Raw genomic sequence first — 12,458 nt, forward strand, 5'->3', positions numbered from 1 at the left:
TCGCTTGTTCTGCAAATTCAGCACCATACAAAAACAGGAGTCACATCCGATGAAATTGCGCACGCTTACCGCTTCTCTTGCCCTGGCCGCCGGCCTGGGCATCGCCCCTGCCAGTCAGGCGCTGGACCTGGGCAATCTGGCCGGTGGTCTGGTCAACCTGGCCAAGGCCGCCACGCTCAGCGACGACGATGCCAAGACACTGGCCTTTGATGCCGCCCAGCATATGGACGGTCAGAACAAAATCGCCCCGCCCAACAACCCTTACGCCAAGCGCCTGGCGCGCATCGTCAAAGGCCTGGATCAAGAAGACGGCTTGGCGCTGAATTACAAGGTATACCTGACCAAAGAAGTCAACGCCTTTGCCATGGCCAATGGCACGGTGCGGGTGTACGCCGGCCTGCTGGACGCGATGACCGACGACGAAGTGCGCTTTGTCATCGGCCATGAAGTCGGCCACGTCAAGCTGGGCCACTCCAAGAAAGCCATGCAAGTGGCTTACACCGCCTCCGGCGTGCGTGGTCTGGCTGCCGCCAGCGGCAATCAGGCGGTGGCGCAGCTGAGCGCCTCGGCAATTGGTGGATTTGCCGAAGCGCTGGTCAATGCCCAGTTCTCGCAAAGCCAGGAAAACGAAGCAGACACCTATTCCGTGGGCTTCATGAAGCGCCACAACTACCCGCCGGCAGCGGCAGTGTCGGCGCTGCGCAAATTGCAGGCGCTGGGCGATGGCGCCAGCATTTTGTCCTCGCACCCGGCCTCCAGCGAACGCGCCACTAAAGTGGAAAGCGAAATCGCCAAGCTGTAAACCAGGCACACAGGCCAGATGCGCGCCCCTGCCGGCCCCGCCCGCCAGGGGCGCGCGGCGTTTACCCCACCAGATTGCGCGGTTCGCCCTGCAAAAACGCGGCGATATTGTCCACCAGCTGCTGCGCCAGCTTGGCCAGCGCCTGCTCGCTCAGCCAGGCGGCGTGCGGGGTGATGATCAGATTGGGCAGCTCGACATCCAGCAGCGGATTGCCCTGGCGCGGCGGTTCGGTGTCCAGCACATCCAGCCCGGCGCCGCCCAGTCGGCCGGCCTGCAAGGCGGCCAGCAACGCCGCCTCGTCCACCAGCCCGCCGCGCGCGGTGTTGATCAGCAGCGCGTTCGGCTTCATCAAGGCCAGCTCGGCCGCGCCAATCAGGCCACGGGTGTCGTCGTTCAGCGGCAGATGCAAGCTCAGCACATCCGCCTCGGCCAGCGCCGTTTCAAACCGGGTATAGCCCGTGCGGACCTGCGCCGCGCCCTTGCGCTCCACGCGCATCAGCCGCATGCCCAGCGCCGCCGCCTTGGCGGCCAGCGCCTCGCCAATCGCCCCGCCGCCGCACACCGCCAGCGTGCGCGCCGACAGGTCTTTCATCGGTGCGGCGTGCAGGCAAAACTGCGCCGACTGCTGCCAGCCGCCTTCCAGCACGGCGCGCCGGTAGGCAAACAGATTGCGCGACAGCGCCAGCATCAGCATCAAGGCGTGCTCGGCCACCGCATCGGCGCCGTAGTTGCGCACATTGCACACCGCCACGCCATGCGCGCGTGCCGCGTCCAGATCAATCTGGTTCACCCCGGTGGCCGCCACCGCCACCAGCTTGAGCTCGGGCAACTGGGCAAAATGCTCGGCGCGCAGCGGCACTTTATTGCTGATCAACACCTGCGCGCCGCTGGCATGGCGCAGCAGTTGCTCGGGCGAGGTGGCCGGGTAATCTTGCCAGCGGTGCGGCAATGGCAGCGGCGGGACGGCAGTGGGCAGGCTGTCGCGATCCAGAAACACAATCGAGGTCATGGCGGGGGCTTTCCAGAGTCAAAAGGTCAGACCCGCAGCATGCCTGAATTCCACCCACAGGAAAATCCTGCCCCATCGCAGGCGCAAAAGGCCATCCGTGGGGTTCTACGCCGTCGTTTCGCCGCTTACAATGCTCACAGCCTGGCCCATCCGGCCAGACATTCGCATTCACCAAGGAACCCTCATGAGCACATCGCTGTTGATTGAAGACCTCACCGTAGGCGACGGCGCCGAAGCTGTCACCGGCAAGGAAGTCACCGTTCACTACACCGGCTGGCTGACCGACGGCCAGAAATTTGACTCCAGCAAAGACCGCATGCAGCCGTTCAGCTTTCCGCTGGGCGCGGGGCATGTGATCAAGGGCTGGGATCAAGGCGTGGCCGGCATGAAAGTGGGCGGCAAGCGCAAACTGACCATCCCGCCGGAGCTGGGCTACGGCGCGCGTGGCGCTGGTGGCGTGATTCCGCCCAACGCCACCCTGGTGTTTGAAGTGGAACTGCTGTCGATCGACTGACGCCCACGGGCAACGGGCGCGCCCTGCGTCCGTTGCCGCCCCGCCAGCGCCGGTATACCCTCGGGTTTCCCTTCACCGGACACAGGCGCACACATGCTCACCCTCTATACCTGGGGCACCCCCAACGGCCGCAAGCTTTCCATTCTGTTGGCCGAACTGGGCCTGGAACACCACGTCCAGCCGATCAATATCCTGACCGGCGAACAAAACACCCCGGCGTTTCGCGCCATCAACCCCAATGGCAAAATTCCCGCGCTGGTAGACAGCGATGGCCCCGATGGCCAGCCGATCAGCGTGTTTGAATCCGCCGCCATCATGATTTACCTGGCAGAAAAACATCAGCGCTTCTTGCCCGCCAGCGGCGCCGAACGCTATGCCGTGCTGCAATGGCTGATGTTCCAGATGGGCGGCTTTGGCCCCATGCTCGGCCAGGCGCACCACTTTTTACGCTTTGCCCCCGAACCCGTCCCCTACGCCATCGAGCGCTACCGCAACGAAGCCCGCCGCCTGTACACCGTGCTGGACAATCAACTGGCCGGGCGCGACTACGTGGCCGGTGATTATTCGATTGCCGATATGGCGCTCTACCCCTGGGCCACTCGCCACGAATGGCAGGAGATTGATCTGGCGGACTTCCCGAATGTCGCCCGCTGGATGGCCACGCTGGCGGCACGGCCGGCGGTGGTGAAGGGGATGGCAGAACCGGCATAAGCACAGCACACAGACAACGGCGCCACACAGCCAGGTGGCGCCGGGGTCAACACCGGCATGGCCTCTCTACGCGTAGCTTTTGATGAGCGCAGATAAAGCATAAATTGGCTGTGTTGGCCACGACAGCAAACAGCGCGCAGTGATTTATTTACCCCAAGGCACCACATGGAAAATACAGATTTTATATTTAACGCCTGCCATCAAGCATGGCGGGATACGCACAATTGGGACACCTGCAAACTGAACCGCCGCGAGTACGGTGAATTTCTGCTGAATTACCTGCTAGGTGAATCCGGCGAGTTTGTGCTGAATCTGAACGGCGCCTGGGGCTCGGGCAAGACCGAGTTTCTCAAGCGCCTGTATGTGGCGGCGCTGGAGCGTGGCCATCCGGTGATTTATATCAACGCCTGGGAAAGCGATTTTTCTCAGCAGCCCTTGGTGGTGGTGGCGAGTGAGTTAACGCAGCAGGTGTATGCTTTTAACGGAAACATAGGCAAGGTTAAGCACTACAAAAATTTGAAGTTACATTGTGGCCGCTTTTTACGCGGCCTTGCCATTGGTGCAACGGAGGTGGCTGCACAACAATTAGGCCTGAAAAACAATCCAATAAAACCTGTTGTGGAAAATCTGATTCCTGCCCCAGAGAAGCCTGAAGATCTGATGCACAGCCTTACGTTAAACTATCAAAGCCAGCAAAAAGCAATGAAAGCTATTAGACAAGATTTGGCAGGGTTAGCTGAAGTGCTGGAAAAAAATTATGGTAGCAATCTGCCGATAATCGTGTTGGTGGACGAACTGGACCGCTGTCGCCCCACCTACGCCATCGAAATGCTGGAAGTAATCAAACACTTCTTTTCGGTAGACAAACTGGTGTTTGTGGTGGCCACAGACACCGATCAGCTCAGCCATTCAATCAGGGCGGTGTATGGCGAGGGGTTTGATGCGGATACTTACTTGCGGCGGTTTTTTCAGCAGCGGGCGAAGCTGCCGGAGCCGGATTTGAAGCAGTATATTCTGGCCAAATATAGCGCAGAGGATTTCATTCATGGCAACAGCAATCATCTATTTGGAATGCACTGGGAATTCGTTGTGGAAGTCTTGGCTGCCAGTGCCAGCACATTAAGCCTGTCAATTCGCAGCTTGGATAATATTCTTCTGCGGGCAAAAGCCATCATGCATCACTATACGCAAAATACAGCCAAGCTTACATGTGTGCTTATACTGTTTCTTGGCTTACTTGAGCATGAAAAATCGAAAGAGTTATTTGCTACGCGCAGAGATAATGACAGAACCCCAACATTATCCATGCCATTTGACAGACTGGGCAATGCAATTCGTGGCAGCATGATTTCAGAATTATGCGGGGATATTTTGTGCAAAAAAAATCAAACAAATAACTATGGCGAGAGTGAATCATATTATGAAATCGAAAACAGACGCCCATCTTATTTGAAAGAAGAGCGCCGCATTGATCGATCTAGAAATTTTGAAAGTGAGGCAGATCTCTGGCTCACTGTTGCCCAGTGGCATCAAGCAATTTACAGCCGGCATCAGCATGAAACGGATGGCCATATTTTCCGCCCCTGGTCCGACTACAAAAAAATGATCGAGCTCAGCGACGTGCTCACCCTCTGACCTGACCGCACCCAGCACACCCGGCGCGGCTCACCCCGCGCCGCCCCACCTAAGTCGCATACCCCGCACCATCCCGCCCGCCTAGAATCCCCACTCATTTATTGACGAGGTCATCTTCATGTTACTGGGCGTTTGGGCCGATCAGGCCGGTGTGTTTCTGGCGTGGCTGTGCGCCATCACCACGGTGGTGTTTGCCGTGCCGATTACGTTTTTTCCGTTGCGCTGGGCGCGCTTGATGCGTTGGCGGATTCCGGCGGATACGCAGTTGACGGTGTATTTTGGCCGCTGTCTGGGGTTGTTCATCCTGATTCTGGAAGGCTTGATGGCGCGGGCGGCGTGGAGCGGCGAGGGGCGGGTGTGGGTGTTCGAGCAGTTGGTGGCGGTGTTTGCCTGCATGGTGGCATTACATGTGTATGGCGCGCTGCGCCGTGAGCAGCCGTGGACGGAGACGGCAGAGATTGGGGTGTACAGCGTGTGCTTGGTGTTGACGCTGGCGTGTTTTCCATTGCCGGCATAGTGCCGCCGCAACCTGCCCATGGCGCCGTCGCGGGAAGCCGCTGATGGCAAGCGGGCCGTGGCCGTAGGTGGCCACGCCAAGCTCATATTGATGGTGGCGCCAACCTTCCTTCAGGCGCCCGGCGCGGCCACCAAGCCATGGCGCAGTGCCAGTTGCATCAGGCCAATATCGTTGTGCACTTCCAGCTTTTGGCGAATCGCCGACAGATAATTGAGCACGGTCTTGGCGCTCAGGTGCAGCTGCTCGGCAATGCGCGCCGGCGGCTCGCCGGCCACCGCCAGGCGCAAGATGTCGAATTCGCGCGGCGTCAGCCGGCTGATGGCGGCGTCGGCTTCCAGGCTGTCGTTGGCCAGCAGCTCGGCCATGTCCGGCGACAACACCCGCCGCCCCTGCGCCACCTTGCGCAGCGCCGCCAGCATGTCGTCCGGGTCGGCGTGTTTGGTCAGATAGCCCTGCGCGCCAGCGCGAAACGCCTGGCGGGCGTAGCCGGCGTGCTGGTGCATGGTGAACACCAGGATGGCCAAATCCGGCTGCCGAGCCAGCAGGCGGCTGATGGCCTCCATGCCGCTGCCCAGTTGCAGCGACAAATCCACCACCGCCACGTTCACCGGCTGGCGGCGCAGCGCGGCGCAGGCTTCGTCGGCGGTGGCGGCCTCGGCCACCACGCGCATATCGGCCTCGGCGTCGATCAGGCGGCGGTAGCCGGTGCGCACCACAGCGTGGTCGTCCAGCAGCAGGATATGAATCATGGCGTCCTCGTGACGGATAGGGTTTTCAGCGCCGCTGACCAAACCGGTTGTGCGGCCTTGTTGGATGGCTTGTGCTGTCTGTGGCTAAGAGTCGCTAACAAAACCCAGCGAAGCGGCCCTGGCTAGGCGTGTGACCGCAGACAGTACAAGCGGTACGGCAAGGTCACACAACAACGCCAGGGGGTTTTGTTAGCGGCTCTAAAGGCGCGGCTGGGGCTGTGTGAGCCGCTAACTCAGCCCCAGCAGCGGCGCGTGCAAACTCACGCACAGCCCGCCGCCGGGGTTCAGCGCCAATGTCACGCCGCCGCCGACACTCTCCAGTCTCTCGCGCATCCCCAGCAGACCACAACCATACTTTGGCACGACACGCGCCACGCCGTTGTCGCTGACCGACACACACAAGCAGCCGTCCGTCACCTCGGCGCGCAATTGCACGGCCGTGGCCTGGCTGTGGCGGGCGATATTGGTCAGGCACTCCTGCACGGCGCGGTATAGCTGCAAGGCGTGGCGGGCGGGCAGCGGCGGCATGGCTTGCCAATTGGCGTCCAGCTGCACTTCCGGGCGGCGCGCCTGCCATTGCCGGGTGAGCTCTTCCAGCGCCTCGGCCAGCGACAGGCCGTCCAGGCCATGCGGGCGCAGCTCGCTGAGCAGGGCGCGGATATGGCGATGAATGCGCTGGGTTTCTTGCTGGATGTCGCGCACGCACTGGCGCTGCGGGTGCTCCGGCTCGCTGGGGCCGTGGCGCAGCAAATAGGCGGCGCACACGCCAATTGCCTCCAGCGACTGGCCCAGCTCGTCGTGCAACTCACGCGCCAGCTCGGCTTGTTCTTGCTCGCGCACCGCCAGCAGCCGGCGGCTGAGCTGGCGCTGGCGCTGGCGGGCGGCGTGCAGCTTGGCCGACAGGGTGTTCAGCGTTTGCGCGATGCGGTCGAACTCGCGCAGGGCAAAGCGCGGCAGCGTCAGCGGCTGGCTGTCGTCTTCCAACGCGCGGATGGCGGCTTCGATGCGCCGGGCCGGCGCCAGCGCGCGGCCAATGGTCAGCCAGCAGGCCACCAGCGAGATGGCGCTGATCACCACGGTGAACAGGATCACGCCGCTGGCGTCGCGGATTTTTTCTTCGATTTCGCTGTAGGGCTCCAGCGCCACATGCACCACATGGCCATCCAGATTCAGCGCAATCGGCTGGCGGTCAAACTGCACTTGCGCGGCCAGCGGCGCCAGCCAGCCGGGGGCTTCATCCCCCGCCGGCGCATCCGGCCCGCCGCCCAGACGCAGGGTGACATGGCGAAAGCCGCCGGCTGCCACCAGCTCGCGCACGCGCGCCGGGTTGGCGTCGGCGCGGCCCAGGGCGTCGATCAGTTGCAATAGCCGGGCCGAGGCGCGCAGCTCTTCTTCGGCGTCGGCGCGCGCGGCGTTCAGCCAGTACAGGCTGACACAGGCGATCAGCAGCAGAGAGAACAAGCCCATCCAGGCGGTCAAGCGCTTGCGTAAATCCATATTGACCCCCTACTTTAGTTGAATCGACATTTAAATCAATTTGTGAATTTAGCAGAATAAACACACGGGTTTTCTGCATGTCACTCTAGCATATTCCGCCGTAAATCCATATTCGGCCAGTTCGGGAAATTTTCCCGACCCTGGCGGGTGATTTTCCCTGTTTAGGCTGGGAACAAATCCTGATACTGCCGGTCAGGCGGCGGATGAATGGGCCTGATGCCCGGAGTGACGCACAACAGCACATATCCGCCAAAAACAACAATGACATGATTAATATACGGACATGGCCATGCTGCAATTTTATCAAATCCCCTGTCGCGGTCCGGCGCGCGCGCCCTGGTTATTGTGCATTGCCGGCCTGCTGGGCCCGGTGGTGGCGCAGGCGGAAGACGCCGCGCTGGCCGAGGTCACCGTGGTGGGCGCCACGCCGCTGCCAGGCCTGGGGCTGAGCCGTGCGCAGGTGGCGGCTCCGGTGGTCAGCCGCAACGCCGCCGCGCTGCAACACAGCCAGCGCGCCACCCTGGGCGAGTTTCTCGAGCGCGAGCTGGGCAGCGTGCATATCAACGACATGCAGGGCAACGCCTTGCAGGCCGATGTCAATTACCGCGGCTACACCGCCTCGCCGCTGCTTGGCACGCCGCAGGGCTTGTCGGTGTACCTGGACGGCATGCGCATGAACCAGCCGTTTGGCGACGTGGTCAGCTGGGATGCGCTGCCGCGTTCGGCGCTGGCCACGCTGACGCTGATGCCCGGCTCCAATCCGCTGTTTGGCCTGAACACCCTGGGCGGCGCGCTGGCGCTGACCACCAAGGACGGCCTGAGCCATCCCGGCACGGCGATTGAAACGGGCTATGGGTCGGATCAGCGCCGTCGGCTGGGTTTTGAGCATGGCGGCTCGGCGGCCAATGGCCTGAACTGGTTTGTCACCGGCAACTGGATGAAAGAAAACGGCTGGCGCGAGCATTCGCCCTCAGAAACCCGTCAGCTGTTCGCCAAGCTGGGCTGGAGTGGCGAGCGCACCGACCTGGCCGCCGCGCTGGGCTGGGCCGACAACACGCTGACCGGCAATGGCCTGCAAGACGCCCGCCTGCTGGCGCGCGACTACCGCAGCGTGTACACCCAGCCAGACGAAACCGACAACCGCAGCGCCTGGCTGAACCTCACCGGCAAGCACCAGCTGAACGACCGCGTGCAGCTCTCTGGCAATGCCTACGCGCGCCGACTGAGCAGCAGCACGCTGAATGGCGACCTGAACGAAGATTCGCTGGATCAGCAGGTGTATTTGCAGCGCACCAGCACCGCCGACCGCAATGCGCTGAGCAAGGCCGGCTACAGCAATTTGCCCAGCCAGAACGAAACCGCCGCCAATACGCCGTTTCCGTACTGGCGCTGCCTGGCGCAAACCGCGCTGGCCGACGAGCCGGCAGAAAAATGCAACGGCCTGCTCAACCGCACCCGCACCCGGCAGACGCAATACGGCTTTAGCGGCCAGTTCACCCTGCAGGACACGGGTAACCAGTTCACCGCCGGGCTGGGCTACGACGCCAGCCGGGTGCGCTTTAGCCAGACCAGCCAGTTTGGCTATCTGAACCCCGACCGTAGCGTGACGCCGGTGAATTTCTTTGCCGACGGCAGAGAAATCGACGACAGCGGCGTGCCGGTGGACAACCGGGTGAACCTGAGCGGGCGCACCCGCACCTGGAGCCTGTTCGCCACCGACACCCTGACCCTGGCCGAGCACTGGCACCTCACCCTGTCGGCGCGCTGGAACCAAACCCGCCTGAGCGTGCGCGACCACATCACCCCGGGCGGCGGCGCCGGCTCGATGGACGGCGACCACCGCTTCAGCCGGCTTAACCCGGCCGCCGGATTGAGCTATGCGCCCAGCGCCAACCTGACCGCCTGGCTGGGCTACAACCAGGGCAGCCGCGCCCCCAGCGTGGTGGAGCTGGGCTGCGCCGACCCCAGCAACCCTTGCCGCCTGCCCAACGCCATGGCCAGCGACCCAGCCTTGCGTCAGGTGGTCACCCACACCTGGGAAGCCGGCGTGCGCGGCAAATTCACGCCGAATCTGCGCTGGCAGCTGGGCGGCTTTCGCGCCGACAGCCGCGACGACATCCTGTTTGTCGCGTCGCGCCAGAGCGGTTCTGGCTATTTCAAGAACGTGGACCGCACCCGCCGCCAGGGCGTCGAGCTGGGCTTGAGCGGCGAGCATGGCGCGTTTAATTGGGGGCTGGATTACACCTATCTGGACGCCACCTACCAAAGCGCAGAAACCCTCACCGCCGCCGCCAACAGCAGCCAGGACGCCAGCGGCAATATCCGCGTGCAGCCGGGCGACCGCCTGCCGCTGACCCCGCGCCATCTGGTCAAGCTGCGCGCCGATTATCGCTTTTCGCCGCAATGGCAGGCTGGCGTGGCCATGCGCGCCGTGGCGGGCAGCCTGGCGCGCGGCAATGAAAACGGCCAGCACCAGTCCGACGGCGTATACAACCTGGGCCCAGGCCGCAGCGCCGGCTACGCGGTATGGGATTTGACTGGCGAATACCGGCCGACGACCCAACTGACCGTGTTTGGCCAGGTGAACAATGTCTTTGACCGCCGCTACGCCACCGCCGCCCAACTGGGCGCCACCGGCTTTACCAGCGATGGCAATTTTGTGGCGCGGCCGTTTGCGGCGGTGGGTGGCAAGTACCCGCTGATGCACGCCACCTTCTACGCCCCCGGCGCGCCGCGCAGCTTCTGGCTGGGTGTGCGCTATGAGTTTGACAAGGTGGCGCAAAAAGACTGAACGCGCATGAACCGGCTTCTCCTTACAGCCGCCTTAGGGCGGCTTTTTTATGGTGGATGGCGCTGGATATTTAAATGCCGGGCTCGCCTATTCGCCTTTAGTCGTATTTTTCAGTGAATAGCAGTTTTATTGTGCTGTCGATAAATCTGATTTTAAATATCAGCAGAGTATCCGGGAAAAAATCCTGCTTTGTCCGGGCGTGACGCCCAGGGTTAAATCATGCACTCCGCTTACACTTGTTTGTGGGCAAAGCTGTGTGACTGCACGCATGGCAAACCAGACAAGACAAGGACGGAGATATGCACACCACCATCAAACACACCCTGCGGCGCGCGCCGCTGGCCGCGGTGATTTCGCTGGCGCTGGCCGGCGCCGCGCTGGCCGGCACGGTCAGCTGGGAAGACATCGCCAGCGACGACAAAACCCCGAAAGACGTGCTGATGTACGGCATGGGCCTAAAGGGCCAGCGCTTTAGCGCGCTCAAGCAGGTGTCCGCCAAGAATGTGGCCGACCTGGTCCCGGCGTGGAGCTTTTCGTTTGGCGGCGAAAAACAGCGCGGCCAGGAAACCCAGGCGATTGTGCATGATGGGGTGATCTACATCACCGCCTCGTACTCGCGCATGTTCGCCATCGACGCCAAGACCGGCAAGCAGCTGTGGGCCTACGAGCACCGCCTGGCCGACGACATCCGCCCATGTTGCGACGTGATCAACCGCGGCGCGGCGATTTATGGCGACAAGGTGTACTTTGGCACGCTGGACGCCAGCATCGTGGCGCTGAACAAAGACACCGGCAAAGTGGTGTGGAAAGAAAAATTCGGCGACCACAAAATCGGCTACACCATGACCGGTGCGCCGACCGTGGTCAAAGATCAAAAAACCGGCCGCATGCTGCTGATCCACGGCTCGTCGGGCGACGAATTCGGCGTGGTCGGCTGGCTGTACGCCCGCGACCCGGACACCGGCAAAGAAGTGTGGGCGCGCCCGCTGGTGGAAGGCCATATCGGCCGCCTGAACGGCCAGCCGTCCACCCCGACCGGCGACCCGAAAGCCCCGTCGTGGCCGAACGACCCGAATTCGCCCACCGGCAAGGTGGAAGCCTGGAGCCATGGCGGCGGCGCGCCGTGGCAGAGCGCCACCTTTGACCCGGACACCAACACCATCATCATCGGCGCCGGCAACCCGGCCCCGTGGAACACCCACAAGCGCTCGCCGGGTGATTCTTTGTTCACCTCCGGCCAGGCCTATGTGGACGCCAGCACTGGCGAGCTGAAGGGGTTTTACCAGCACACGCCGAACGACGCCTGGGACTTCTCCGGCAATAACGAAATCGTGCTGTTTGACTACAAAGACCCGAAAACCGGCAAAACCATCAAGGCCGGCGCTCATGCCGACCGCAATGGCTTTTTCTATGTGACCGACCGCACCCAGCTGGCCAATGGCGCCGGCTACCCGAACAAACCCACCGCGCTGCTGAACGCCTTCCCGTTTGTGGAGGGCATCACCTGGGCCAAGCACATCGACCTGAAAACCGGCCGCCCGGTGGAGCCGACGCCGAGCAACCGTCCGCCGCTGCCGGAAGGCGGCGAAGCGCATGGCAAGAGCGTGTTTGTCTCGCCGCCGTTCCTGGGCGGCAAGAACTGGAACCCGATGTCGTACAACCCGGACACTGGTCTGTTCTATGTGGCCGCCAACCACTGGGGCATGGACTACTGGACCGAGCAAGTCACCTACAAGCCGGGTTCGGCCTATCTGGGCCAGGGCTTCCGCATCAAGCGTCTGTTTGACGACCACGTCGGCACCTTGCGCGCGGTTGACCCGCGCACCGGCAAGATTGTCTGGGATCACAAAGAAACCTTCCCGTTCTGGGCCGGCACCTTGTCCACCGCTGGCGGCCTGCTGTTCACCGGCACCTCGGATGGCTACGTGAAGGCGTTTGACGCCAAAACCGGCAAGGAGCTGTGGAAATTCCAGACCGGCTCGGGGATTGTCTCCTCGCCGGTCACCTGGGAGCAGGACGGCGAGCAGTACATCGGCCTGGCCTCTGGCTATGGCGGCGCGGTGCCGCTGTGGGGCGGCGACATGGCCCAGTTGACCAAGCAGGTGAATCAGGGCGGCAGTTTCTGGGTGTTCAAGCTGCCGCGCCGCGCCCGCTAAGAGCCGCTAACAAAACCCCCTGGCGTTGTTGTGTGACCTTGCCGTACTGCTTGTACTGTCTGCGGTCACACGCCTAG

10 protein-coding genes are annotated in these 12,458 nt (G+C 62.4%); 7 read left to right on the forward strand and 3 right to left on the reverse strand.

The window, feature by feature from the left end; all coding sequences use genetic code 11:
- The first annotated feature begins 49 nt into the window (after positions 1 to 49).
- On the forward strand, positions 50 to 802 hold the full coding sequence (locus DFR34_RS03170; protein WP_110389722.1) for a M48 family metallopeptidase: 753 nt from the start codon (positions 50 to 52) through the stop codon (positions 800 to 802).
- 61 nt (positions 803 to 863) lie between these two features.
- On the opposite strand, the gene DFR34_RS03175 is transcribed toward DFR34_RS03170, so the two are convergent.
- On the reverse strand, positions 864 to 1,811 hold the full coding sequence (locus DFR34_RS03175; protein WP_110389723.1) for a D-2-hydroxyacid dehydrogenase: 948 nt from the start codon (positions 1,809 to 1,811) through the stop codon (positions 864 to 866).
- A gap of 184 nt (positions 1,812 to 1,995) precedes the next feature.
- On the opposite strand from DFR34_RS03175, the gene DFR34_RS03180 reads away from it, so the two are divergent.
- The 4 genes from DFR34_RS03180 to DFR34_RS03195 all read left to right on the forward strand — a co-directional run bounded on the left by DFR34_RS03180 (position 1,996) and on the right by DFR34_RS03195 (position 5,188).
- Positions 1,996 to 2,325, forward strand: a complete 330-nt coding sequence (locus DFR34_RS03180; protein WP_110389724.1) for an FKBP-type peptidyl-prolyl cis-trans isomerase — start codon at positions 1,996 to 1,998, stop codon at positions 2,323 to 2,325.
- Positions 2,326 to 2,418: 93 nt separating this feature from the next.
- Positions 2,419 to 3,036, forward strand: coding sequence for a glutathione S-transferase family protein (locus DFR34_RS03185; protein ID WP_110389725.1), 618 nt, complete (start codon positions 2,419 to 2,421; stop codon positions 3,034 to 3,036).
- Positions 3,037 to 3,201: 165 nt separating this feature from the next.
- Positions 3,202 to 4,671 carry a KAP family P-loop NTPase fold protein gene (locus tag DFR34_RS03190; protein ID WP_110389726.1) on the forward strand — a complete coding sequence of 490 codons (1,470 nt, stop codon included), beginning with the start codon at positions 3,202 to 3,204 and terminating at the stop codon, positions 4,669 to 4,671.
- A 118-nt stretch (positions 4,672 to 4,789) separates the two neighbouring features.
- Entirely contained in the window at positions 4,790 to 5,188 is a 399-nt protein-coding gene (locus DFR34_RS03195; protein WP_110389727.1) for a hypothetical protein, read from the forward strand.
- Positions 5,189 to 5,298: 110 nt separating this feature from the next.
- On the opposite strand, the gene DFR34_RS03200 is transcribed toward DFR34_RS03195, so the two are convergent.
- Both DFR34_RS03200 and DFR34_RS03205 read right to left on the reverse strand, forming a co-directional pair.
- Positions 5,299 to 5,937 carry a response regulator gene (locus DFR34_RS03200; RefSeq protein ID WP_211309274.1) on the reverse strand — a complete coding sequence of 213 codons (639 nt, stop codon included), beginning with the start codon at positions 5,935 to 5,937 and terminating at the stop codon, positions 5,299 to 5,301.
- A gap of 228 nt (positions 5,938 to 6,165) precedes the next feature.
- A complete protein-coding gene (locus tag DFR34_RS03205; protein WP_110389728.1) occupies positions 6,166 to 7,434 on the reverse strand; it encodes a sensor histidine kinase in 1,269 nt (422 codons plus the stop codon).
- Positions 7,435 to 7,723: 289 nt separating this feature from the next.
- Between DFR34_RS03205 and DFR34_RS03210 the strand changes: the two genes are divergently transcribed.
- Together DFR34_RS03210 and DFR34_RS03215 are read left to right on the forward strand one after the other, a co-directional pair.
- The gene (locus tag DFR34_RS03210; protein ID WP_110389912.1) at positions 7,724 to 10,225 is read left to right on the forward strand and encodes a TonB-dependent receptor; all 2,502 of its coding nucleotides are present in this window, start codon (positions 7,724 to 7,726) and stop codon (positions 10,223 to 10,225) included.
- A gap of 299 nt (positions 10,226 to 10,524) precedes the next feature.
- Positions 10,525 to 12,381, forward strand: a complete 1,857-nt coding sequence (locus DFR34_RS03215) for a methanol/ethanol family PQQ-dependent dehydrogenase (RefSeq protein ID WP_110389729.1) — start codon at positions 10,525 to 10,527, stop codon at positions 12,379 to 12,381.
- Positions 12,382 to 12,458 lie beyond the last annotated feature (77 nt).

Source organism: Rivihabitans pingtungensis (assembly GCF_003201855.1).
In the GTDB taxonomy this organism is placed as follows: Bacteria; Pseudomonadota; Gammaproteobacteria; order Burkholderiales; family Aquaspirillaceae; genus Rivihabitans; species Rivihabitans pingtungensis.